18 protein-coding genes are annotated in these 23,005 nt (G+C 66.7%); 6 read left to right on the top strand and 12 right to left on the bottom strand.

All coding sequences use genetic code 11. From position 1 onward, the window contains the following. Window positions 1–477: 477 nt before the first annotated feature. From U5A58_RS28375 to U5A58_RS28365, 3 genes are read left to right on the top strand one after another with little or no spacing between them, the layout of a single operon-like run. Window positions 478–1,155, top strand: a complete 678-nt coding sequence (locus U5A58_RS28375) for a CsgG/HfaB family protein (RefSeq protein ID WP_321936612.1) — start codon at window positions 478–480, stop codon at window positions 1,153–1,155. A gap of 59 nt (window positions 1,156–1,214) precedes the next feature. Then, window positions 1,215–1,580, top strand: a complete 366-nt coding sequence (locus U5A58_RS28370) for a DUF4810 domain-containing protein (protein WP_321936613.1) — start codon at window positions 1,215–1,217, stop codon at window positions 1,578–1,580. 14 nt (window positions 1,581–1,594) lie between these two features. Continuing rightward, window positions 1,595–2,260: a DUF799 domain-containing protein gene (locus tag U5A58_RS28365; protein WP_321963886.1), complete on the top strand. Its 666-nt coding sequence runs from the start codon at window positions 1,595–1,597 to the stop codon at window positions 2,258–2,260. 102 nt (window positions 2,261–2,362) lie between these two features. On the opposite strand, the gene rpoD is transcribed toward U5A58_RS28365, so the two are convergent. The 4 genes from rpoD to U5A58_RS28345 form a co-directional block, all read right to left on the bottom strand. Continuing rightward, window positions 2,363–4,342 carry an RNA polymerase sigma factor RpoD gene (gene rpoD, locus U5A58_RS28360; protein ID WP_321948602.1) on the bottom strand — a complete coding sequence of 660 codons (1,980 nt, stop codon included), beginning with the start codon at window positions 4,340–4,342 and terminating at the stop codon, window positions 2,363–2,365. 411 nt (window positions 4,343–4,753) lie between these two features. After that, complete coding sequence (locus U5A58_RS28355; RefSeq protein WP_321963885.1) at window positions 4,754–5,344, bottom strand: class I SAM-dependent methyltransferase; 591 nt, start codon at window positions 5,342–5,344, stop codon at window positions 4,754–4,756. A gap of 128 nt (window positions 5,345–5,472) precedes the next feature. Continuing rightward, entirely contained in the window at window positions 5,473–5,910 is a 438-nt protein-coding gene (locus U5A58_RS28350; RefSeq protein WP_321963884.1) for a GFA family protein, read from the bottom strand. 262 nt (window positions 5,911–6,172) lie between these two features. Continuing rightward, the gene (locus U5A58_RS28345; RefSeq protein WP_321914148.1) at window positions 6,173–6,514 is read right to left on the bottom strand and encodes an XRE family transcriptional regulator; all 342 of its coding nucleotides are present in this window, start codon (window positions 6,512–6,514) and stop codon (window positions 6,173–6,175) included. A 79-nt stretch (window positions 6,515–6,593) separates the two neighbouring features. Here U5A58_RS28345 and U5A58_RS28340 point away from each other — a divergent pair, with 79 nt between their 5' ends. The 3 genes from U5A58_RS28340 to U5A58_RS28330 all read left to right on the top strand — a co-directional run bounded on the left by U5A58_RS28340 (window position 6,594) and on the right by U5A58_RS28330 (window position 10,146). Then, a complete protein-coding gene (locus U5A58_RS28340) occupies window positions 6,594–7,490 on the top strand; it encodes a hypothetical protein (RefSeq protein ID WP_321963883.1) in 897 nt (298 codons plus the stop codon). Further along, window positions 7,438–7,686, top strand: a complete 249-nt coding sequence (locus tag U5A58_RS28335) for a hypothetical protein (RefSeq protein WP_321914146.1) — start codon at window positions 7,438–7,440, stop codon at window positions 7,684–7,686. The genes U5A58_RS28340 and U5A58_RS28335 overlap by 53 nt, the downstream gene beginning before the upstream one ends. 228 nt (window positions 7,687–7,914) lie before the next feature. Then, entirely contained in the window at window positions 7,915–10,146 is a 2,232-nt protein-coding gene (locus tag U5A58_RS28330; RefSeq protein WP_321963882.1) for a tetratricopeptide repeat protein, read from the top strand. Window position 10,147: 1 nt separating this feature from the next. Here U5A58_RS28330 and bcsR read toward each other — a convergent pair whose 3' ends face one another. From bcsR to bcsZ, 8 genes are all read right to left on the bottom strand, one after another. Continuing rightward, on the bottom strand, window positions 10,148–10,357 hold the full coding sequence (gene bcsR / locus U5A58_RS28325; protein ID WP_321914145.1) for a BcsR/BcsP family cellulose biosynthesis protein: 210 nt from the start codon (window positions 10,355–10,357) through the stop codon (window positions 10,148–10,150). Next, the gene (gene bcsG, locus U5A58_RS28320; protein ID WP_321963881.1) at window positions 10,357–11,943 is read right to left on the bottom strand and encodes a cellulose biosynthesis protein BcsG; all 1,587 of its coding nucleotides are present in this window, start codon (window positions 11,941–11,943) and stop codon (window positions 10,357–10,359) included. The genes bcsR and bcsG overlap by 1 nt, the downstream gene beginning before the upstream one ends. Before the next feature lie 49 nt (window positions 11,944–11,992). Continuing rightward, window positions 11,993–14,587: a UDP-forming cellulose synthase catalytic subunit gene (gene bcsA / locus U5A58_RS28315; RefSeq protein WP_321963880.1), complete on the bottom strand. Its 2,595-nt coding sequence runs from the start codon at window positions 14,585–14,587 to the stop codon at window positions 11,993–11,995. Beyond that, on the bottom strand, window positions 14,584–15,408 hold the full coding sequence (bcsQ, locus tag U5A58_RS28310; protein ID WP_321963879.1) for a cellulose biosynthesis protein BcsQ: 825 nt from the start codon (window positions 15,406–15,408) through the stop codon (window positions 14,584–14,586). The genes bcsA and bcsQ overlap by 4 nt, the downstream gene beginning before the upstream one ends. Next, window positions 15,405–15,608 (bottom strand): hypothetical protein, encoded by a 204-nt coding sequence (locus tag U5A58_RS28305; protein WP_321914141.1) that lies wholly within the window; start codon window positions 15,606–15,608, stop codon window positions 15,405–15,407. Before U5A58_RS28305 ends, bcsQ begins: the two co-directional genes overlap by 4 nt. Window positions 15,609–15,617: 9 nt before the next feature. Further along, window positions 15,618–17,462 (bottom strand): cellulose biosynthesis protein BcsE, encoded by a 1,845-nt coding sequence (bcsE, locus tag U5A58_RS28300; protein WP_321963878.1) that lies wholly within the window; start codon window positions 17,460–17,462, stop codon window positions 15,618–15,620. 87 nt (window positions 17,463–17,549) lie between these two features. Next, window positions 17,550–21,632, bottom strand: a complete 4,083-nt coding sequence (locus U5A58_RS28295; protein ID WP_321963877.1) for a cellulose synthase subunit BcsC-related outer membrane protein — start codon at window positions 21,630–21,632, stop codon at window positions 17,550–17,552. Then, complete coding sequence (bcsZ, locus tag U5A58_RS28290; RefSeq protein WP_321963876.1) at window positions 21,614–23,005, bottom strand: cellulose synthase complex periplasmic endoglucanase BcsZ; 1,392 nt, start codon at window positions 23,003–23,005, stop codon at window positions 21,614–21,616. Before bcsZ ends, U5A58_RS28295 begins: the two co-directional genes overlap by 19 nt.

Here is a 23,005-nt window from a genome sequence, read left to right as displayed (position 1 = left end):
ATGCAACACCTCTCCCGCAGCATTTCACAGCCGCGATAACGGAAAGCACGACTCCGTTTTTAAAACGTATTTCCCTAATGCGTTAATGCGATTCAAAATTTCGCAAAATCAATCTAATAAGCATTAAATAACCAATCTCCTAAAGTTTCTCTAAAACCCGCCGATACATGCGTTTGTAGTTTTTAACTACGAATTAAAAAAACACGCTACATCGACAAGAATCCGGGGGCTTCCGCGTGCGCGCTTGCGCACGGGAGGCGAGAAACATGCAATGCCGATGGAATAACCACGCGCGCAGCGACACACTGCGCCCTTTGTGCTCGCCCGCACCTCCGTGCGCCGGGCCGACATGCCCCACGTGCGCGCCGCCGCACAGCACCGCATTTCGCCGCTCCCATTTCTCCAGTCGCTTCAATCCGTGCGCGCAGCAAACGCGCGCGCCTGCTGTCGTTTCTGTTCCACCACCAAGGAGAATCCATGAAGTTGTCCAGAACCTGCGGTGCCGTGCTGGCCGCCGCCGCTATCGCGGCGCTGAGCGCCTGCGCGACGGAGTCGTCGCGTTCGCTGCCGGTCCCGCCGGTCGCGAGCGCGCAGCGCCCGGCCGTCGGCAAGCCGGTGCAGATCGCAGTTGGCAAGTTCGACAATCGCTCGAGCTATATGCGCGGCATCTTCTCCGACGGCATCGACCGTCTCGGCGGCCAGGCGAAGACCATCCTGATCACGTCGCTGCAGCAAAGCGGGCGCTTCAGCGTGCTCGATCGTGACAACCTCGACGAGATCCGCCAGGAAGCCGGCTTCACGAAGAAAGCCCAGGTGATCAAGGGCGCGAACTACGTCATCACCGGCGACGTGACCGAGTTCGGCCGCAAGGAAGTGGGCGACCACCAGTTGTTTGGCATTCTCGGAAGCGGCAAGAACCAGATTGCGTACGCGAAGGTGAACATCAACGTCGTCGATACCACGACTTCGGAAGTGGTCGCTTCGGCGCAAGGCGCGGGCGAATACAGCCTGTCGAACCGCGAAATTATCGGCTTTGGCGGCACCGCGAGCTATGACTCGACGCTCAACGGCAAGGTGCTCGAGCTCGCGATCCAGGAGGCAGTCAACCATCTGGCCGATCAGGTCGACGCGGGCGCGTTGCGCACCGCACATTGAGCGCGCGCGTCGTCCGCGCTTCACGCTCGATCACAACAACTACGCATACGGGGTTTTCAATGAAATACATCGGCACGCTTCGGGGACTCTGCCTGCCCGTCACGGCAGCGACGCTGCTGCTCGCGGGCTGCGCGAACACCACGCCGCCGCTTTACCAGTGGACCAGCTATCAGCCCGCGGTCTACGACTACCTGAAGGGCCAGAAGGCGCCGCAGGAACAGATCGATGTGCTCGAGAAGTCGTTGCAGGAGATTCGCGCGAAGGGCAACACACCGCCGCCGGGCTTCCATGCGCAGCTGGGCATGCTGTACGCCAACGTCGGCAACGACACGCAAGCCATGCAGGAATTCGACGCCGAGAAGCATCTCTTCCCGGAGTCGACGACCTATATGGACTTCCTCATGAAGAAACCGAAACAACAATAAGCGAGCGTACCGATATGTCCAGATTCTCTTCCCTCAAGCTCGGGCTGGCCCTCTGCGCGCTCGCGCTGCTGGCCGCCTGCGCGCAGCCCGTCAGGCACGCGGACTACACGGCGTTCAAGAACGCGCGTCCGCGCTCGATTCTCGTGCTGCCGCCCGACAATGCGACGACCGATGTGAATGCGTCGAACAGCATGCTCTCCCAGATGACGATGCCGCTCGCCGAAGCGGGCTACTACGTGATTCCGGTCGCGGTCATGGAGGAGACGTTCAAGCAGAACGGTCTCACGACGGCAGGCGATATCCAGCAGACCTCGCCCGCGAAGCTGCGAGAGATCTTCGGCGCCGACGCGGCGGTGTATTCGAAGATCACGCAATTCGGCACGCAGTATCGCGTGCTCGACAGCGCGACGGTCGTCACGGCGTCGGCGAAGCTCGTCGATCTGAAGAGCGGAGACGTGCTTTGGCAAGGCTCAGCGACCGCGAACAGCAACGAGGGCAATAACAGTAGCGGCGGCGGTCTGATTGGCATGCTCGTGATGGCGGCGATCAAGCAGGTCGCGAATTCGCTGACCGACAAGAGCCACGATATCGCTGGTGTCACGAGCTATCGCCTGCTGCACGCGGGGCCGCCGACCGGTCTGCTCTACGGTCCGCACTCGCCGAAGTACGGTACGGACTGACCTGCGCTCGCGTCAGACCAAACAAAAAGGCCCGTCACCGAAGTGACGGGCCTTTTTCATTCTGGCTCCGAAACGCGCCGCGCTAGAGCGCGACTAACGCGATCAGCGCTCTAGGAACGGCCGCAGCTTGTCTGCGCGGCTCGGGTGCATCAGCTTGCGCATTGCCTTGCTCTCGATCTGGCGAATACGCTCACGCGTCACGTCGAACTGCTTGCCCACTTCTTCGAGCGTGTGGTCCGAAGTCGTGTCGATGCCGTAGCGCATACGCAGCACCTTGGCTTCGCGCGGCGAGAGCGCCTTGAGCGCTTCGTCGATGGCAGCGCGCATGTTCGCGTGGATCGCGGCATCGGCCGGCGAGGCCGAGCCTGCGTCCTCGATCATGTCGCCGAGCGTCGCGTCGCCGTCGTCGCCCACCGGGCTTTCGAGCGAGACCGGTTGCTTGGCGATCTTGAGGATGCCGCGCACCTTCTCTTCGGTCATGCCCATGCGTGCGGCGAGGTCCGCCGGATGCGCTTCCATGCCCGTTTGCTGCAGGATCTCGCGCGAAATGCGGTTGAGCTTGTTGATCGTTTCGATCATGTGCACCGGCACGCGGATCGTGCGCGCCTGGTCGGCGAGCGCACGCGTCACGGCCTGACGCACCCACCACGTCGCGTACGTCGAGAACTTCCAGCCGCGGCGATATTCGAACTTGTCCACCGCCTTCATCAGGCCGATGTTGCCTTCCTGGATCAGGTCGAGGAACTGCATGCCGCGGTTCACGTACTTCTTCGCGATCGAAATCACGAGACGCAGGTTGGCCTTGACCATCTCGCCCTTCGCCTGACGCATCTTCGATTCGGCAACGGTCATGCGGCGATTGATCGCCTTGATCTGTTGCAGCGACAGCGATGCGGCCGCTTCGATCTCGGCGAGCTTGCGCTGTTCTGCCTGGATAGCCGGCAGGCTGCGCTCGATCGCGGGACCGTACTTGCTCGACGCGGCTGCGGCGCGCACGCCCCAGTCCAGATCGGTTTCGTGACCCGGGAACTGCTCGACGAAGGCTTCGCGCGGCATGCCGCAGCGATCGACGACGATGGAGAGCACATTGCGCTCAATCGCGCGAATTTGCGCGACCTGCTCGTGCAGCAGCGAGCACAGGCGGTCGATGGTGCGAGCCGTGAAGCGGATCGGCGCGAGTTCCGTCTGGATGTCGGCGCAGATCTTCATTTCCGAGGCCGACGCACGCGCATTGGCGTCCGACGTGCAAGCCATCTGTTCGAACAGCGTGCGAACGCGCGCGAAGATCGCGAGGCTGTCTGCCTTCAACTGTGCGAGCAGGGCTTCGTTCGCCTTGCTGTTGTCGGCGTCGGCGTCGTCTTCGTCATCGCTCGAATCGTCCGATTCTTCTTCGTCGGAGGCCGCTTCGACGTCTTCGCTGGCGTCGGCTTCGGCCGCGGCCGGTTCTTGCGCGGCTTCGTCGCTGCCGATGCCGTCGACGAGTTCGTCGATGCGCATTTCGTCAGCCGCGATGCGGTCGGCGTCGGCAAGGATGGTCGCGACGATCGACGGGCATGCCGCGATCGCCTGGATCATTTCCTGGAGACCGTCTTCGATACGCTTCGCCACTTCGATTTCGCCGGCGCGCGTGAGCAGCTCGCTCGAGCCCATTTCGCGCATGTACATGCGCACGGGGTCGGTGGTGCGGCCGAATTCGGAGTCGACCGTCGAGAGCGCGACTTCGACTTCTTCGTCGGCTTCGTCGTCGGCCTGCTGGTCGGCGCGGGAATCTTCGTTCAGGAGCAGCGTGTCGGCGTCGGGCGCCTGTTCGTACACCTGCACGCCCATGTCGTTGAACGTGGCGACGATCGTTTCCAGCGCGGCCGTCTGCGCGAAGTTGTCGGGCAGATGGTCGTTGATGTCCGCGTGCGTCAGATAACCGCGCTCACGGCCGAGCTTGATGAGCGCCCGCATTTGATGCTGGCGTTTTTCGAGTTGCGAGCCTGCGTCCATGGGCGTCGTATCGCCGGATTTGTCTTTCGACGAACGGCGTGCGGGGCGGGCAGACGAGATCAGCGCGTCGTCCCGGTCATGGCTTGTCAATACATTCTCCTCGAAGGGATAGCCCGACAAGGGCAAAAAGGGTCACGCGCCAGCGGCGTGGCGTCCTGGCGATGACGAAATTGCAGGGGAGTGGGCGGGGGCGCATGCCGGTCCCGCCAAGCGAGCGCCAAACGTCGACGACGTGGCAGCCTGGATTTTCGTGCAATGCAGAAAGACCGCGTATGGTAGTGCGTTACTGCATGCGAGGCAACCTGAATCGTCGTGTTTGCGGCACATTGTCCGCCTTCAGGGTCGTACCGCTTGCTAACGCTCCACCTTACATATCTCCTACATGAGTGCGTTAGACCATTTTTCAAGCGAATAGTTCACGTATTTGTCACTCGCTCGGTGCCTGGCGCTCTGTTGTTTCCCCACTAATCCCCGTTGCCGGATCGTCGTGCGCGGCAACGCTCACGCACGAATCGCGACAATACGTTGAACGCGTTTGCCGGAAGAGCGGTTGACCGCGTCCTCGTCGAGCGCGAGGGACGTGCCCTCGAGCGCGCCCGTCACGAGCGCGGGGTCGAAGGCACTATATAGACGCCCCGCAGGGTCGCGTGCGCTGTCGCCTTCGGTTACGCGCCAGCTAAGGTACAGCACGCCACCGGGCGTGAGCAGCTCGACGAGGCGGCGGCAGGCCGGGCCGATCTGCGCGACAGGCAAATGCATGATCACGGTTTCGCAGAGGACGTTGTCAAAGCTCGCGGCCGGTACATTCTCCAGATCGGGCAACGTGGCAAGGCCGAACGCGTATTGCGGGTATTCAGCGGCAGCCTGCGCGATCAAACCCTGCGACGCGTCGTACCCGGCCGCCGGATAACCGTGTGCGTTCAGCCACGCCACGTCGCGACCCGATCCGCACCCGATATCGACTGTCCGTCCCTCGGGGCGGAAATGCTGCGTGAGACGCGCATAGAGGTCGTCCGGCTCGGGCTGGTTTGCCCATTCGGCTGCGTAGCTTGCGGCGCCGCTCGTGTATGTCTCGATCGTCTTGGAGTCCATATGGGGCTCGGAGTCCTTGGGGACAAGGGGAAGGGACGCTTCGAGACTAGCCGAACCATGTACCGGCAGGCAGTAGTGCGGCGATACCGGTATGGTCGCTGCCACGCATGTCTGCAGGAACGCACGCGTCAGGGCGGGAATTCGTCGTACTGGGGGAGCGAGTCGGCGATCTCGAACCACGGCGCTTTCGAGCGCACGAAGATATGGCCGGCGGGCCGGATGTCGGGCGCATCGGTCAGCGTGCCGAGCGTTACGTGCACATAGGCTCCTTCGCGCACAACTGAATAGAGCAGCGAGCCGCAGCGGCTGCAATGCACGTCATGGGCGGCCTGAGGGTCGCCGTAGACCAACGTCTGCGCTTCGCCCTCGGTCAGGCGCAGCGCCTCGCTTTCGATGCCCGCAAAGGGCTTGAACGCGGACCCGGTCGCGCGGCGGCACTGCGAGCAGTGGCAATTGAATGCATAGCGGAATGCATTCGCGACCGTATAGCGCACGGCGCCGCAAAGGCACTGTCCGCGCAAAGTAGCGGGAGCATTCGTGTGGGCGGGGGAAGTGTCGGCGGACATCGTGGACGCGGTGCTCAGGTAGCGAATCTCACACACTGCAAACGGGCGGCTGCGGTGCGATGGGTGCTCTCACATCATACGTTTGAGTCACCCGCAGCGCAGGAAAACGTCAAGGTCACCACATATGGGGATTTGCCGGCCCGCCGTGGCTTGCGCACGGTTCGTGGCTCCTCTGAAACCCCGAAATGCAAGGCGAATTTCCCATGGATGGTTACCTATGCGTCCTCGCGCAAAACGCTTCATGCCGCCGGCCCAATTGAATCTATGCGGGCCGTTCCCTCAGCTCCTTCAATCCCTTGATGACGACCAGCAGCGCGCGGCCGTGCTCCTCCGAGCCGTCCCACGCCTCGACGATCGCGTTGCGCAGCAATTCGTTGTACGCGGCCGCGTGCCGGCTGGACGGCGGCGCCTTCACGCCATAGAAACTGCATAGCTTATTGAATGACGCGCTCCGGCGTACACGCCTCCCGTTCGACGTGCGAAGACGCGAGACGGTAGGCTGACTGACCCCGGAAAGCCGCGCAATTTCGCTGGCCGAGCGTGAATCGTCCGATAACCGCCGCAGCAGTTCCTGCACCGGAAAATAAGTATCTGGGGCTTCCATGTCATGCATTATACCTATACAGTAACGGTTATTGAATTGCTCACCCTAATCAATGAGCAACTGCATTCCGAGGAAGTCGATGGCACTGAAACACCTACCGCCCACGTTCTGCTGGTCCCGTATCGGGCCGGAGGCCGGCATGGATCTCCCTACGCTGATTCTGCGCAAGGAGTGGGAGCGCCGGCAGGGCGGCGGGCGTTTCCTGTGGGGCATCGGCCAGTCGCTCGGCAGCAGCGCTCAGGTCGCGGCGCTGCGCACCGGCTCGCTCCTTGCCCTGTTCTCAACGGCGGCGAGCCGTCCGCGCGTAGCGCAAGACAAGCGCGGCAAGCGTGCCGGCGTGGTCGTGTGGAATGCGTGGGTCGACGCAAGCGGGCAGGTGCGCCAGCTTCCGCAGCACGTGTTCGTCACGAGCAGCGCCACGCTGCCTTCGGGCGCCGCACGCGAGCATCACTACGCGCTGGTATGCGTCTCGCCAACCGAGCTCAGCGTCGGCAGTTCGCTGCGGGTGTTTCCGGAGCGGCTGCGCAGCGTGAGCACGGCGAAGCCGCCGGGCCGCTCGCAGGGCACCGTAGTGGTGGATTGCGTCGAGCGCGCCGCCGAGGCGGGCGGCAAGAGCCATCCGCTCGTGTTTACGGCGGAACTGGAGGCGCCGTACTTTGTGCGGCTTACGCAGCCCACGCTCGTCAAGGCGCGCGATCTCGCGGCAATTCACGAGGCGTCGCGCATGGGCGACTTCGACACCTACGCGAATCTCACCAAACGCGTGCGCAGCGAGGCCTGTGCGCAGCAGGCGCGTGGCGTGACGCGCGATCTCTTCGACGTGCCGCCGGCCGACCACACGGCGTCTTCACGGCTTGGCGGCGCAAGAACGCGTCACGTCTCCCGGGCGGGAGACTGGACGCAACTCACGATGGAACTCTTCCATGGCGATTCACATCCGTTCACAAGAGGCCGAGGCTGCGCAACGCTTTTTTGAGGCGAGCCGCAACGTCGACCGGGCATTTCGCGCCCTGCGTGCCGAGGTCCAGGGCGACATCGCCGCGCCACTTGCCTATGGCGTCGCGCAATCGCGGCTCGACCGCGCGCTGGACGAACTGGCGCGTGCCGAGGCGTTGTTCGATTCGGTGACTGAAGTCCAGGCGCGTCAGATCAAGGATCATAAGGACCACTGAAGCACCGCTCGCTGGCCTGCATGCCGCTTCCGCGCAGCCTTCTTGCTGAACGCGCGGACCAGGGCGGGCCTGGAGCGCGCTGCGGAGCAAGCCGGCTCGGCCTGGCGCTACAACGGGCGCAATCCAGACGGCCAGTTTCGAGACGCGGCAATAATCGAACGCTTTGCGTCTACACGCATCGCCATCTTCGGACGTTTGCTATCCGAAGCCATGGAAGCGTTCACCCTCATGTCGACCTCCCAAGCTTCCCGCGACGCCACGCCGCACGCGCAAGCAACGCAAGCACCCTTGGCCGCCGCCGAGTCCGCGTGGCAGCGCGGCGAAACTGAAGCGGCGCGCGCCATGTGCGAGCGCCTCATCGCCGCCAATCCGCACGACGCCGACGCGCTGAATCTCGCCGGCCTGATCGAAAACGGGCGCGATCCGCTCGCCGCACGTGCGCTCATCGCCCGCGCGCTGGCCGAGCGGGAGGACCCGGTCTTCCTCGTGAACCTCGCCTTGACCTGTCAGCGCGCGACCGACCGCGACTTCGCGATCCGGGCGCTGCATCGCGCGATCGAGTTGCAGCCGGACTTCGCCGTGGCGCTGAACAATCTCGGTCAGCTCTACGGCGAAGCGGGAAACTGTGCCGAGGCCTCGCGCCATTTCGAGCGTGCCTTGGCGCTTGCGCCCGCCCATGTGGCTATCCACTTCAATTACGGAACGACCCTGTACAAGTCCGGCGAGTTCGCGCGCGCGGAAGCGGTACTGCGGCGCACGCTGGAACTGGCGCCCGGTCATGTGAATGCCTGGAACAATCTTTCACAGGTGCTGCTCGCCACGAACCGCAACACGGAAGCGCTGGCCATGCTCGAACACGCGCGTACGCTCGCGCCGGACTCGGTCGACCTGCTCACGAATCTGGGCTGCATGCTGCTGGGCGCGGGCCGTGTCGACGAAGCGCAGGCCGCACTCATACGCGCGCTCGAACGCGAGCCGGGCAGAGTGTCCGCGTGGAACAACCTCGGCAACCTCATGATGCAGACGGGCCGCATCGACGAGGCGCGCGCGGCCTTCACGCGCGCGATCGAACTCAAGCCGGATTTCGCCGCCGCGCACCTCAACCTCGGCAACACGTGCAGCAAGTCCGGCAGCATCGACGAGGCCATTGCCTGCTATCGGCGCGCCATGGCCTGCGATCCCGCGCATGCCGGCGCGAACAGCAACTTGCTGTGGTCGCTGATGTTCGCCATCGACGACGGCCACGCGCTGCGTGCCGAAGCCGAGCAGTTCTCGGCCCGGCACGAAGCGGCGCTGCTGGCCGCGAGCGCGGGCGCGCACCATGCAAACACGCCCGAACCCGCGCGTCGGCTGCGCATCGGCTACGTCTCGCCCGACTTCCGCAACCACTGCCAGTCGCTTTTTACGACGCCGCTGTTGCGCCATCACGATCACGAGGCGTTCGAAATTTTCTGCTACTCACTGGGCGCACAGACCGACGAGGTAACCGCCCGGCTACGCGGTTTCAGCGATGTCTGGCGCGACGTGCGCGAGGTCGACGATGCGCGCGTAGCCCAGCAGATTCGCGACGATCGCATCGATGTGCTCGTGGATCTCACGATGCACATGGACGGCGCGCGGCGCCTGGTGTTCGCGCGGCGGCCCGCTCCGGTGCAGGTGGCGTGGCTCGCCTACCCCGGCACGACGGGCAGCCCCTCGATCGGTTGGCGTCTCACCGACCCCTGGCTCGATCCGGAGGGCGAGCCGCACATCGACGATCAATACACCGAGCGCTCGCTGCGCCTGCCAGAAGCGTTCTGGTGCTACGACTCGCTCGCAACGAATGTGGATGTGAACTCACTGCCGGCGCTTACGGCCGGACACATTACGTTCGGATGCCTGAACAATCCATGCAAGCTCACCGACGCCACATTGGCGCTGTGGTCCGGCGTGTTTGCCGCGCTGCCAAACGCGCGGCTGCTTCTGATGGCGCCGCCCGGCAGTGCGCGCGAGCGCTTGAATGCGCGCTTTGCGGCACACGGCATCGATCCGGCGCGCGTGAGCTTCGTGGGTTTCCAGGCGCGCGCCGATTATCTGCGCACTTACCGGCAGATCGACATCGCGCTGGACACGTTTCCGGCCAATGGCCACACCACGAGTCTCGACGCCTTCTGGATGGGCGTACCTGTGCCCACGCGCTACGGCCGCTCGGCGGTGAGCCGCGCGGGGCTCTGCCTGCTTGCCAATCTGGGTTTGCCGGAGCTGGCGGCGGCAAGCGACGCCGGGTATGTGGCCGCCGTGACGGCGCTCGCGCGCGATGTGCCGCGCCTCGCCGCGCTGCGCGCGGGCTTGCGCGCACGCATGGAAACCTCGCCGCTCATGAATGGCGCACGCTTCGCGCGAAACATGGAATCCGCCTACCGGCAAATGTGGCAAGCGTGGTGCGCTCAGGAGGGCGCGACCCGCGAAGGCGTGCGCTGACTCAGCCTTTGCTCTCCTGCGTTGGCAGCTCCAGCACGGCCGCCACGAGCGGCCAGCGTTTCGCGGCCGCTTGCCAGGCGTCCTCGGCCTGAACGTCGAGATAGCGGTCGCGGTCCACGCCCTCGACCAGGCGCGCGAGCGCGTCGATATCGCTCGGTAGCGCAGGACCGCTGCGCGAACGGCGGCCGGACCCCCACAGGCGTATCGCCATTACTTGCCCTCCACCCACACGCCGTCCGGCGTGTGGATCACATAGCCCGTGGGCGTCGTCATCGTCACCGTGCCTTCGTTTTCGCCCACCATGCGCGTTTGCGGCAGGTTGTTCGCATACTGCGCGAGCGGCGGCGCGCCCGTGGCGAACGGGCTTTGCGCGACGAGGTTCGCGAGCAGTTGCGCAAGCGCGAGAAAGCTCGTGGGTGTATCGATCGTCGTCACGCCGCCGGTGTGCTCGCTGCCGGGCGGCAGACCCACCACCTTCACGCCTACCGGCACATGCACGATGTTCGGCGTGGGAATCTCGCGCATGCCGGCGATCTGGTTTTCTTCGCCACGCAGCGCCGCGCCGTGTTCGGGGACGAACACGATCACGGCGCGGCGGCCCGATTGCGCGACGAGGTTGATCAGCTTGTCGACGTCGCCGAGCAGATTCTGCAGGCGGATCGGGTAGGACTGCAGGCTCGTGAGATTGGTGTTCGGAGGCGGCAGGCGGTTGCCGTCGTGCAACGAGACCGTGTTGTAGTAGAGCGCGACCGGACCGCCGCCCGCGGCAATGCGCTGTTTGTACCAGCGCGCGAGTACGTCGTAGTCGCCAACCAGCGGCGAGCCGTCGAACTCCTTCATCGCTTCCGGCAGGCCTTCGTTGGAGGGAATCGTCACGCCCGGCACTGCCATTTCATTGATCACCGTGCCGCGGAAATTGTCGAAACGGCCGTTGTGATTGAGCAGCGCCTGCGGCTTGTAACCCGCCTGCGCAAGCTGCGCGAACAGGTGGCACTCGGGCGGCGCCGGGTCGTAGAGCGACTTGTGCGGCTCCTGCCCGCAGGTGGCGCGCAGGACGCGAATGGCGGCGGGGCCGCTATAGCTCGCGGCGGAACTGAAGTTCTGGAAGATGTAGTCGAAGCGCGAGAAGAGCGGGTTGTTGCGCATCTTCACGACGTCCATGTCGTCCCACGAGAGCGAGCAGATGTGCACCACGATGATGTCGAACTGCGCGTTCGCGTCCGTCGTGAGCGGCGTGAAGTTCACGCGCCGGCCCTCTTCGTTGGCGCGAAACGCCGCTAGCTGCTGGTCGTAGCTGCCCGACTGCTCGTCGCGCTTCTTGCCCGTGCCGCCGTCGTCGTCGCCGTTGCTGGCGAGCGAGGCGTTGGCGGTGGCGTTCGCGACGAAGGTGCCCACGCCCTGCCAGATCGGCATGACGACGAGCGCGATCAGTACGAGCGTCGTCACGCGCACCCAGCGGTTGATGAGGAAGTAGAGCAGCACGCCAAGCACCGCGGTCACGACCATCGAAAGCGAAATCACGCGCCGCGTGAGTTCGAACATGTACGAAGGCGTGAAGGTGAAGAGCACAGGAATCTGCGAGATCGCCCGGCCGATGTCGGGCATGCTCGACTCGTGGTACGCAATGGCGATGCCCGCGACAACGGCGGCCACGTCGCGCGCGATTCGCAGCCACCGCTTGTGCAGCGGCACGAGCAGCAGGACGACGAAGGCGAAGTTCATCCACCACTCGGGCTTGAGCGTGCCGATCGAGTAGAGGTACAGCTTGGCGAGGAAGTAGAGATTCCAGAGACCCATAGTGTTTCGCGTTCCAGGGTGTAGCGGCTTGATATGGCGGTTGCGTTTCTCAGGGCTGGCGGGCCTGGCCGGCCCGGCGTCGCGTGAAGAGGTTTTCCAGCGCGTCGAAGAGCGCGTCGATGAGGCGCATGTAGCCTTGCCAGCTCAGCTCGATCAGCTGGACGAGGCCGTGCAGCGGCGCATCGGAGGGCGGCACGTCTTCCCACTCGAGCCAGGCGTCGGCGCGGCCGAACGTGCATTCCACGAGCTTGCGCTCCGTCTCCACCGTCATGTCGGTAAAGCGCACGCCAAGGCGCCGGTCGGCGAGACGCGCGACCACGGCCGGGAAGTCGTGTTCCAGCACGCCGCGCGCGAGCGTCACGTTGATGCGCTCGCCGGGCTCGAGCTTCGCCACGGCGTCGGCGGGCAGCATGAGGCCGAGGCCGCCCATCGAATAGTTCTCGGTCTTGCAGGCGAGCGTGCGGCCGTCGGGCAGTGTGAGCATGGCGGGCACGCGCAACGGAATGCGGTGCGCCACGCGCACCTGCTTCGCCTCTTTGGCCACGCCGAGCGCCAGCCCGAGAATGGTGAGATTCACCCCGGCCCAGAAGAGGTTCATGAACACGGTGGCGGGCTCTTCGGTTCGCCAGATCGTGAGGCGGCCAATGCCGGCGAGTATGGAGCACACGTTGATGCCAAGCAGCACGAGATAGGGCTTGGAGATCGTCCAGTCGAGATACTCGTGCTCGATATGGCCGCCCTTCGAGGTCACGTTGAACTTGCCGAGCTTCGGGTTGATGAAGGCCATGGTGGTGGGCAGCACGATGTACCACGCGAGCACCGACTCGTAGGCCTCGGCCCAGAACGAGTGCCGGTAGCGCCCCTGGATGCGCGAGTTGGCGATCGCGGCAATCACCAGATACGGCACCACGTAGGCGAGGATCACGGGCGCGGGCGTGTTGATCACGTGCAGTCCGAAATACAGGTACGCGCCCGGCATCACGAGGAAAATGAGGCGCGGGAAGCCGTAGAAGAAGTGCAGCATGGCGTTGCTGTAGCACATGCGCTGGAAGAACGAGAGGCCCTTGCCGATCCACGGATTGTCGACGCGGAAGATCTGCGTCATGCCGCGCGCCCAGCGAATGCGCTGGCCGATGTGGTCGGCGAGGCTGTCGGTGGCGAGGCCCGCCGCCTGCACGGTGCGCAGGTAGGCCGAGGTATAGCCGTGGCGATGCAGCCGCAGCGAGGTGTGGGCGTCTTCGGTCACGGTCTCGGTTGCGATCCCGCCGATGTGTTCGAGCGCCGCGCGCTTGATGACCGCGCATGAGCCGCAGAAGAACGTGGCGTCCCAGAAGTCGTTGCCGTCCTGGATCAGGCCGTAGAAGAGGCTGCCTTCGTTGGGCACGCGGTGGAACGTGTCGAAATTGCGCTCGAACGGGTCGGGCGAGAAGAAGTGGTGCGGCGTTTGCACCAGCGCGCAATTCTTGTCGGCGAGAAAGACGCCTACGGTCGTTTGCAGGAAGGAGCGTGTGGGAATGTGGTCGCAATCGAAAATCGCGATGTACTCGCCCAGGGTGAGCGGCATCGCATGATTGATGTTGCCGGCCTTCGCGTGCGTGTGCTCGGCGCGCACGATATAACCCACGCCGGCTTCCTCTGCGAAGCGGCGGAATTCATCGCGCGTGCCGTCGTCGAGAATGTAGACGCGCAGCTTGTCGCGCGGCCAGTCGATCGAGCTGGCCGCGAACACGGTTGGGCGCACCACCGAGAGCGACTCGTTGTAGGTCGGGATATAGATGTCGACGGTCGGCCAGTCGGCGGGGTCGTCGGGCAGCGGCTGCGGCTTGCGGCGCAGCGGCCAGGCGGTCTGCACGTAGCCGAAGATCAGCACGATCCACGTGTAAAGCTCGGCCGCGTAGAGGACATAGCCCACGATCGCCTCGGCGGGGCTCGTCAGGTGCAGCGTTTGCGTGCTGCGCCACCAGACGTAGCGGCCCGTCATGAGAATCGAGAGCATCACCATGAGCATGGTGGCGAGACGCCCCGGCAGGCGGCGCGCGATCATCACCACGACGTACACGAGCAGGAACAGCAGCACCTGGCCCGCGAACGGCAGCGGCGTCGTGCACACGGCAATGGCCGCGATGAACGCGAGCCACAGAAGGCACTGGCGCAGGAAAGGCACGCTGTCGAGCGCTGCCGAAAGCTTCTCGAGGCGCTGCTCGATGCCATCCCACGGCACGTCGGGCAGGCGTGCGCCGATTGCCGCGCTCGCGCGCGAGGCACGGCGATAGATCGGTTCGAGCCCCCTGCCGAGCCACGCGCGCAGTGCGAAGCGATGGTGCCCTTGCGGCGCCTTGTGAAGCTTGCGCAGGTCGGCGGCAAGGCGCTGTCGCGCGCGGCGCGGGCGCAGGAAGAGGCGCAGCAGCCAGGCGCCGGCGGTGTCGTCACGGCCTATGTTCAGCCGCTGGCGGATGTCCTTGCCCAGGCGCGCGAAGGCGAGTGCGGGCACGTCGCGCTGGCCGGGGCGCGGCGGCCGGAAGAAGGCGCGCAGCAGCCACTGGCCACGCGGCGCGTCGGGCGCGAGATCGAGCTCAGGCGCGCTCAGGCGGCGTAGCGACGCCCAAAACGCGATCCACAGCGCAGCGATCTTCTCGCGGATCATGGCGTGCTCCCACGCGCGGCATGTTGCGCGAGCAGTTCGTCGGGGGCGTCGAGGCTTGCGCCCGTGCTCCAGTGCGAGAGCCACGAGGCAATGCCGTTGAGGTCGTGCGCGGCTTGCGAGCTGGGCGCGCTCAGGCAGAAGTTTTCGCCGGCGGCGAGTGCTGCGGGCACACCGGTGTCCGCATGCACGAGATACGGCAGCATGGCGGCGCCGAGGCGCGCGCGCAGCAGCGAAACGACGTCCATGTGCAGCTGGCGCGCGGGCGCGACCGCATTGGCGACGAACACGCTGCGCTTGCCGGCGCGCACGAGCGCGGCGATCAGGCGCGGCAGCGTTGCGCACGCGGTGGCGCAGGGCGCGAGGACGCAAAGCACGAGGTCGGCGGCGTCGATCGCCTGGCGCGCGTGCGCCGAGGGCCACGTGCCCGCGTCGACGAGCGCAATCGCGTGCGCCGGCAGGTCCACGCGGGCGAGCAGTTCGCGCAGCCAGCCAGGGCGCGCGTCGAGCAGGGCGCTCGCGTCGTCGTCGAGGGACGCGTGGCCGTTCGCGAGGCTGCCCCATGGCAGCACGAGCACGCCATCGTCGCTTTGCAGCGCGGCGCGCGACCAGGCGTCGTCGGCGCCGGGGCCGCCCGCCAGATGCGTGACGAGGCCTTCGCGCGCGCTCTCGCGCAGTCCGAAGTGGAGCGCAAGCACGTTGCGCGGGTCGCATTCGGCGGCGAGCGCGACGTGCTCGCGCGCCGCCAGCAGCCCCGCGAGCGCGGCAGTGAGCGTGGTGCGGCCGGCACCGCCGACGCTTGAGACGATGGCGATGGTTTTCATTGGCGCGGCCCCGTCTGGCCGGTGCGGCGCTGGCCGCGAATCAGCAGGGCGTCGAGCTGGGGCGGCAACTGGAGCGGGCGCGAGCGCGCGGGGCGCAGCCACATGGGCAGGAAGCGCCCAAGACGCAGACGCCAGGCGACGAAGTAGAGCGGCACGGCGAGCATCAAGCCCCAGACGAAGTAACCGAGGAATACGTTCATGTCGCTCTCCTATGCTTTGAGCGGCAGCGGCGCGCGCTGCGGCGCGGCTCGCGGTTTCGCGCTGTCGCCGCGCGCGGCGGGGTCGAGCGCGGACAACAGGTCACCATTTATGGGAGCGATATTGCGCGGCGTCGCGTTTGCCGTCGCTGTCGTTGCAGCCGACGCTGCGCCCGGCGCAATCGCGGAAGCCGCCGCTGGCGGCACGGTCTGGCCGTTGGCCTGGACCGAGACGGCCGCGGGCGCGGCGGGCTGCCCCTCGTTGATCGCGAGCCAGCCCGAATAGTCGGGCGGCGGCGCGGTGTCGATCTCGTCGGCGAACGCTTCTAGCGCCTCGGTGATCGCGCGGCCGTCGCCGTAGCGCTCCTCGCCCTGGAACAGCTCGGCGAGCGGCCGCTTGAACACGCGCTGGCATACGGCGTCGGCGTCGCTCATGCGGCATGCAAAGAAGAACACGTAGAGGCTGTCGCCGCTCGCCGTCACGATATCGCCCGCGCGGCGCAGATGGCACACCTTGAGCGCATCCACGTGCGCGATTTCCGGCATTAGCGCGAGCCGGATCAGCACGCTCGGCAACTGGATCACGCGGCTGCGTTCCACCGCCGCGCGCACCAGTTCGACGAAGTGCGCCGCACCCACGTAGCCGCTCTCCTCGCCGTGCACCACGGCGGCGAGCGCCTGGCGGTAGTCGGCGGGCATGGGCCGCGAATACACCTGGCCCTGCAGACTGTCGACGATGGCCTCGACCTGCGCGAGCGGTGTTTGCCGCGCAATGACCCGGTTCGCACCGAGGTTGAGCATGAGCGACTCGTAGCGCATGGCCACGGCGTCCTCGCGCACGATGATCTTGAGCGCTTCGCCGCACTGCAGGCGCAGCGTGTGCACCTGTTCCGCGAGCGCTTCGAGGTCGCGGTTCACGCTGAAATCGAGAATCACCGTGGCTGCGACCGAAGTGCGCGCTGCGGCCACGGCGGCCTCGTTGTTGTCGACGATCTGCCAGGCCTGCGGCAGTACGCGTTCGTGCAACATGGCGTCGCGCGAAACAACAACGCGGCCTTCGTCGGGCGCGAGCAGGCCCGCTTCGCCGATCTCGGTTTCGAAGGTGCCGCCAGAAACGGTCAGGCGGTGGTCGACCGCGGAAAAGCGCAGCGGCACGCTCTGGCTGCCGTGCACGGCGTCGCCGGCGCGCCAGAACGCCACTTCCCAGCGATACTGCCCCTGCACCTGGTGCAATTGCGCAGCGCCCGCAAAACGCGCCTGGAACGCGGCCAGCTCGGGATGCTCCTGATCGTCGCCAAGGCCTGGGGGCGCCACCACCATCAGCACGCCGTAACGATACTGCGCGCACCATCCTGCGAGCTGCGCGCCCTGACTCGCAAGCGCAGCCGGGTCCTGCCAGTTGAAGAACGCCTCCGCGCCTTCGATGAAAAACTGGCTCTCTGGCGCGGCGCATTGTGCGGCGAGCGCGTTGAGCGCTTCGATCAGTACCTGCACGCCGTCGCGTTCCTGGAGTGGACGCACCGCGCATACGTTTGCCCACGCGTGCGTCGAACCGTTCTTGTCGAGATCGACGCCATGGTCGCGCAACGTGGCCGCGAGGCTTGCGCCGTCGCGCGTGGAGAGCACGGTTGCCGGACCCGTGAGCGCGGCGGCGGCGGTTTGCCAGAAGAGCGCGTCGCGCGCCGGCGAGGCGCCCGCGTAGACCACGTGCACCTGGCCCGCGCCGAGCGAGGCGAGCGAGGGCGGCAGGCCGTCGATCGCGAGCGGCTCGCGGCGCGCGAGACGCGAGAACAGCGAGCGACGCGTATCGCGGCTGGCGCCGGCGGGCGCTGCGGGAAGGGTGGCGGGATCGGTCATCGTGTCGCTCGTGTCGCGGATTTCATCGTCGCGGGTTTCATCGTCGCGGGTTTCATCGTCGTCATGCGCGCTCGCTCTGTGGCCACGTCAATAGGCCGAATAGGGGACGACCGGCCGCGGCGGGAACGGCACCGGCCCCTTCTGCGGCGAGAAGAAGTAGCGCATGTAAAGCACGCCCACGTTCGGCGCGTAGTCGCGCGAGCGGTCGATCGAAAAGCGCCCGCCCACCACGAAGTGCTCCGTCACGCGGTATTCGAGCGCGGCTTCGATCGTATAGCTGAAGCCGCCGCCCGAGCCGCCGCCGAAATACGGCGAGCCGAGATCGTTGGCGCTCATGAACGCGAGCGCCTGGGCCTGCAGGCCTGGCCGCGTGGGGTAGAACGGCGACTGGTTTTCGTTCGTGAACGACATGCCCACCGACCCGTCGATCTCCCACGAAAGCTTCTTGTAGCGGCCGGTCCAGTCGAGCGGAATGCCGATCGAAAAATAGCTCTGCGGACTGTAATAGCCGCCGTTACCAAACGTGTAGTTGTGCTCGTTCTTCGAGTACTTCCAGTAGTTGAGGATCAGGCCGCTCGACACGATCTGGTCGGGCCGCCTGAACACGGACCAGTCGTAGCCGCTGCGCACCTTGAACTCCTGGTTCGTCTCCACGTTGGTGCCGGTCAGGAGGCCGAAGCCAATGCTCGTGAAGATCGTGCCGGGCCCGAAGTCCTTCGCGCCGCGCACCGTGAAGCCGTTGCGCACCACGCCGCCCCACTTCTCGCCAGTGACCGGATCGATGCCGCCCGCGTAGGAAACCAGGCTGGCGGTCACGGGCCGGCGCGAGACGTCGAGCGACAGCGACGAACTGTTCTGGAAGTCGTGGCGGTACTGAATGCCGCCCAGCACGCTCGTGATCGGAAAGCCCACCGGCGTGCTGCCGATGTCGGCGCGCCAGCTGTTGTTCGCGCCGCTGAACTCGTAGCCCGCGGCGAGCGCGACGCCCTTGGCGGTCTCGTTGATGTTCCCGAGTCCGGCGTTGCCGAGCGCCGCGATCTTGCCGTACTTGGACGCAGTGTCGAGGTCGCCGCCGGGCAACGTGCCGGCGTTCAGGTAGACCGTATCGGCATGGAAGAAATAATGGCCCGTGTAGCCGTCCGGAATGCGCACGTACAGCGGGACTTCGCTGGCGTGCAGTTCGGAGATGCCGGGGTCGCCCGAGAGGTTCGACTGATACCATCCGGTCGCGACCTGCCCCTGCTTGCGGTCTTCCAGACTCTGCAGCGCGCGGCCGGCCGATGTCGTGCCGTCGGCGTCCGGCTGCGTGCCTTCGGCCTCTTCCTGCGTGCGCGAAGTGCGATAAAGGTTCGCCGCCTCGTTGTAGTTGCCGCGTGCCTGCGCCACGCGCCCCGCCTGGATCGTGATGTCCGGGTTGTCCGGATATTGCTCGCGCAACGGATCGACCACGGCGGAAGCCTCGTCGTTCAGCCCGAGCGCGGTGAAGCGCCGCGCCACGGCAAGGCGCGTGTCGATGTCGTTCTCCGCGGTGTCGGCCAGCACTGCGCGCACCATGTCGGCGGCCTCCCGGTCTCGGCCCATGCGCTCCAGCATACGCGCAACGGCGAGGCGTGCATCGGCGTCGTCGGGTTGCGTGGCGAGCACCTTCTGCGCCGCGGCCATCGCGCCCTTGTAGTCGCCCTTCGCGTCGAGCAGATCCACCTCTTCGAGGAGCCACCGCCGGTTCGACTTGAGGCGGTCGGGCACGGCGTCGAGCGTGTGGCGCGCGGCCGTGAGGTCGCCCGCTTCGATCTGCCGGTCGGTTTCGCGCACCGCCAGGCGCAGCTCCTGGTCGTCGAGACTGGCCAGCTGCTCCTCGGTGATGCCGGGCTGATCGCGCGTGGCGTCGATCCAGTTCGCCCACGCGTCGTCGCGATTGGCCGCCGCCAGCAGCTCGCCGTAGCGCACCCGTGCGCCGTTGGCCGCCGGGTCGTCGGGGTGCGCCGCGAGCCAGTCCTGCACGAGTTTCAGGCCCCGGTCCGGCTCGCCGATGGCGATCCACTCGCGCCCGACCGTGGCGAGCATTTGCGGGTCGTTGGCCGCGTTGGCGTCGGCGGCGGCGGAGTCGAGCAGCGCGCGCGCTTCGTCTTCCTTGCCTTGTGCGATGAGCTGGCGGGCCTGCGCGATCTTCTTCTGCGCGGCGAGGTTGCCCATCAGCTCGCGCATGCCCTGGCTGCGTTCGGCCTCTGGCACAGCCGCGAGCTGTGCGGCGGCCGCGTCGACATCGTCCACGGAATTCAGGTAGAGCGCCGTGGCGTAGCGCATGTCGGGCGCCTGCGAAACTTTCAGGCCGTCTTCCATGACCTGGCGGCCCAGCGCGGGCAGTCCCAGATCGCGGTACTGGCGCGCGAGCGTGAAGCGCGTCCAGGCGTCGTCGGGCGTGAGGCGCACGGCCTCTTCGAGTTTCGCGATGGCCGGGCTCTTGCGGTTGTCCGCGAGCAACTGGTCGGCCTGGATCGAGAGCAGCTCGGCGTGCAGGCGTTTGAGCTCCGCCGTCGAACCGCTCACGCGCGGCGTCGTGGCGGCGATCAGCGGTTCGATTTCGTTTTCGCGATGGGTTTCGCGCAGCACCGTCACGAGGCCGCGCAGCGCGTCCATGTCGGGCTTGGGGGCGTTCACGAGCGGGCGCAGCACGGCTTCGGCTTCTGGCCACTTCTTTTGCGCGATGAGCGCGTTGGCGAGAATGTCGCTGGCGGTCGTGTTGCCAGGATCGAGCTTGAGCGCCTCGCGCGCGAGCGCTTCGGCTTGTTCCGGTTTGCCTTGCGAATTGGCATCGCGCGCCTTCGCAATGGTGCCCCAGATGGTGGCCGTCTTTTCGAGGCTGCGCCACTTGCCGGCGTTGTCCGGATCGAGCTTGAGGGCGCGCGCGAACAGTTCGCGCGCCTCGTCGTGGCGGCCTTCGCGCAGTCGCACGAGGCCGAGCGCGCCGATGGTTTCGCCGTCGTTGGGGTTCGCCCGCTGCGCGCTTTGCAGCGAGGTTTCGGCGTCCTTGAGATCGCCGCGGTCGAGTTGCGCGAGGCCGCGCGCGCGGTCGGCGGCGCCAGGGCCGGGCCGGGCGCGGGCCTGGGTCGAAGCGCCGCTCGTTGCGGCCGCACGCGAGGGCGCGGGCGCGGTGACGACGGCCTGCGGGTTCTGCGCCTGGGCGAGCGCCTGCGCCTGGCCTTTCGCGCCGAGCTTCTTGCCGAGATCGGCGACGGTCTGCTGCGCGTCGGTGTCGTCGGGCACTTCCTGCAAATAGCGCAGATACCACACGTAGTAGGCCGGATCGTCGCGCCCCGCGCTGCCGAGCGCGCGGCGCCACAGTTCGAGCGCAAGCGCGCGATTGCTGTCCTGACGCTGGTACACGCGATAGATGAGGTTGAGGCCTTCCATGCGCGTGTCGGCGCGGTCGGTCAGCAGGTCGCCGAGGATCAGCGCGAGGCGCGGATCGTTCGGATTCTGCTTCACGCGCGTGCGCAATTCGCTGATCGCCTGCGCGCGGCCCGCGGTCGTACCGGCGAGGATGCGGTAATAGTCGCGTGCGAGATCGCCCGCGGGCGCGCCGTTCGGAAACAGCTTGAGCAGGCGTGCCGAGGCTTCCTCGCTCTTGCCCGCGGCCGAGAGCAGACGGATCTGGGCCATCTCCATCTTGCCGCTCGTGGCGATGCGGTAGGCGTCGTCGAGTTCCTTCGTCGCGCTCGCGTTCGGGGCGATTTTCTTGAGCTGCGCGAGGATTTTCGCGGCCTCGGCCGGGCGGTTCGAGCGCAGCTCGATTTCGCCGAGCAAGGCGAGCGCGTCCGGCTGCTTCGGGTCGAACAGCAGCGCTTTTTGCACGAGCCCGCGTGCGACGTCCGGGCGATTCTTGCCTTCCCACATGCGCGCGGCCGAGAGCAGTTGCTCGGCCTGGGCGCCTGGCGTGGCGGCGTTGGCCGCTGGCTGCGGGGCTGTCTGCGCGGAGGCAGGATACGGCGACGCGGCGACGAGCAACGCAACGAGCGGCGCGATGTTCGGCAACAAGCGGCTCGGCGGCGTGCCGGGACTGGCGAGGCCGGGCAGCGCGCACGCAGCGAGGCGCCGCGCCTCACGGCGCGCGCTGCGCGCACGGGCGGCGCGGCGAGCAGACGCGAGGGCGTTCAGCGCGGCGTGGGGCATGCGCTCGTCCATGCTGGGGCAACGCGGCCTTGCGCGTCGAAATGGTAGAGGCCGTCGAGGTAGCCGAGCCCGAACAGCATCAGCACGCTGCTGTAGTAGCCAGGCGGCGACTTCTGCGCGAGCGTGCGGCTGCGCTCGGCCTGAGCGTTCGCGAGATCGCTGCGGCCAAGCGCGGCCAGGTACGGCGCGACCGCGGCGGAAAAGCCACCGTTGCCCTCGTTCGGCCCCGCTGTACCCGTAGTCGTGTCGACACGCTCGGGCGGAAAACCCTGTGCGCCGACAAAGTCCGCGAGCGGCTTGAAGGTGGCGAGCGTGCTGGCGCGCAGCGGCTCGTCGCTCGCGAGCATGCCGGCCCACAGGTACACGCGAATGGCGTTGTAGGCGCTTTCGGCGTGCGTTTGCGCGTCGGGGGCGAAGCCGCCTTTCGCGTGATATTCCACCCAGTCGGGCGAGTAGCCCTTGGGCGCGGTCTCGTTGACGAGTCTCGCCGAGGAAGCCAGCAGCGCCTTCCATTCGCTCGCCTGCGGCAGCGCGAGCATGAAGCGCCGCATGACCTGGAGCGGCACGTAGCTCGGGTTCAGGCGCCAGCCGTCCTTGCCGATCGTGAAACCCACGGGCCCTGGCAGCACCGTGCGCCCAAGCCCCGGCAGCACGGCAGTTTCCTCGCGCACGATGTTGCGGGCCATGATCGTGCCGAGCGCGGTATAGCGGCGCTCGTTCCAGAGGCGCCCGGCTTCGAGCAGCGTGTAGGCGATCCAGAGGTCGGCGTCGCTGGCGGGGTTACTGTCGATCACGCCCCACTGGGGCTCGCCGGCGTGCGCGGCGCTGCCCGGCGCGGGAGTGGAAGCGCCCGCAGCCGCGACCGGCTTGCCGTCATCGCCGATATCGCGGCGCCCCCAGATCCATGCGGGCAAATGCGAGGCGAGATCGCCCTGCGCGAGATTGTTTTCGGTCCACGTGAGGACCTTGTCGAAACTCGCCCGGTCGTTCGCGACCAGCGCGAAGAAGAGGGCGTACGACTGCCCTTCGGAAACGGTGATCTGGCGAGGCGTGCTCGCATCGATCACGCGGCCGTCGGCGCTCAGCAGCGTGCTGCGGAATGTGCTCCATGCGGGCCAGGCGCAGGCGGCGGGGCTGGCGGACTTTGCGGCGGTGGCGCTTGCACCTGGCGCACCTGGCGCACCTGGTGCGGCCGGCGCAGCCGCGTGCGCCGTGGCAGCCGGCATCAGCAGTGTTAGTGCGGCGAGTGTCCCGAGCGGCCCTGGCGGCCCGAGCGGCGCGCAGGCGAGCGCGCCGGCCGCGAGCCAGCGCGCGAACCGGGGCGCAAGCCGTGGCGCCAGATCCGGCGCGAGCATAGCCAAACCCGAGCGCAT

Origin of the sequence: Paraburkholderia sp. J7, assembly GCF_905220155.1 — a bacterium.
Taxonomy (GTDB): Bacteria; Pseudomonadota; Gammaproteobacteria; order Burkholderiales; family Burkholderiaceae; genus Paraburkholderia.
This window is presented reverse-complemented; position numbering and strand designations above follow the sequence as displayed.

What these genes read in the sequence shown, in the direction of transcription:
- U5A58_RS28375 (WP_321936612.1), top strand. Translation starts at nt 478, where the DNA reads ATGAAGTTGTCCAGAACCTGCGGTGCCGTGCTGGCCGCCGCCGCTATC.
- U5A58_RS28370 (WP_321936613.1), top strand. Translation starts at nt 1,215, where the DNA reads ATGAAATACATCGGCACGCTTCGGGGACTCTGCCTGCCCGTCACGGCA.
- U5A58_RS28365 (WP_321963886.1), top strand. Translation starts at nt 1,595, where the DNA reads ATGTCCAGATTCTCTTCCCTCAAGCTCGGGCTGGCCCTCTGCGCGCTC.
- U5A58_RS28355 (WP_321963885.1), bottom strand. Translation starts at nt 5,344, where the DNA reads ATGGACTCCAAGACGATCGAGACATACACGAGCGGCGCCGCAAGCTAC.
- U5A58_RS28350 (WP_321963884.1), bottom strand. Translation starts at nt 5,910, where the DNA reads ATGTCCGCCGACACTTCCCCCGCCCACACGAATGCTCCCGCTACTTTG.
- U5A58_RS28345 (WP_321914148.1), bottom strand. Translation starts at nt 6,514, where the DNA reads ATGGAAGCCCCAGATACTTATTTTCCGGTGCAGGAACTGCTGCGGCGG.
- U5A58_RS28340 (WP_321963883.1), top strand. Translation starts at nt 6,594, where the DNA reads ATGGCACTGAAACACCTACCGCCCACGTTCTGCTGGTCCCGTATCGGG.
- U5A58_RS28335 (WP_321914146.1), top strand. Translation starts at nt 7,438, where the DNA reads ATGGCGATTCACATCCGTTCACAAGAGGCCGAGGCTGCGCAACGCTTT.
- U5A58_RS28330 (WP_321963882.1), top strand. Translation starts at nt 7,915, where the DNA reads ATGTCGACCTCCCAAGCTTCCCGCGACGCCACGCCGCACGCGCAAGCA.
- bcsR (WP_321914145.1), bottom strand. Translation starts at nt 10,357, where the DNA reads ATGGCGATACGCCTGTGGGGGTCCGGCCGCCGTTCGCGCAGCGGTCCT.
- bcsG (WP_321963881.1), bottom strand. Translation starts at nt 11,943, where the DNA reads ATGGGTCTCTGGAATCTCTACTTCCTCGCCAAGCTGTACCTCTACTCG.
- bcsA (WP_321963880.1), bottom strand. Translation starts at nt 14,587, where the DNA reads ATGATCCGCGAGAAGATCGCTGCGCTGTGGATCGCGTTTTGGGCGTCG.
- bcsQ (WP_321963879.1), bottom strand. Translation starts at nt 15,408, where the DNA reads ATGAAAACCATCGCCATCGTCTCAAGCGTCGGCGGTGCCGGCCGCACC.
- U5A58_RS28305 (WP_321914141.1), bottom strand. Translation starts at nt 15,608, where the DNA reads ATGAACGTATTCCTCGGTTACTTCGTCTGGGGCTTGATGCTCGCCGTG.
- bcsE (WP_321963878.1), bottom strand. Translation starts at nt 17,462, where the DNA reads ATGACCGATCCCGCCACCCTTCCCGCAGCGCCCGCCGGCGCCAGCCGC.
- U5A58_RS28295 (WP_321963877.1), bottom strand. Translation starts at nt 21,632, where the DNA reads ATGCCCCACGCCGCGCTGAACGCCCTCGCGTCTGCTCGCCGCGCCGCC.
- bcsZ (WP_321963876.1), bottom strand. Translation starts at nt 23,005, where the DNA reads ATGCGCTCGGGTTTGGCTATGCTCGCGCCGGATCTGGCGCCACGGCTT.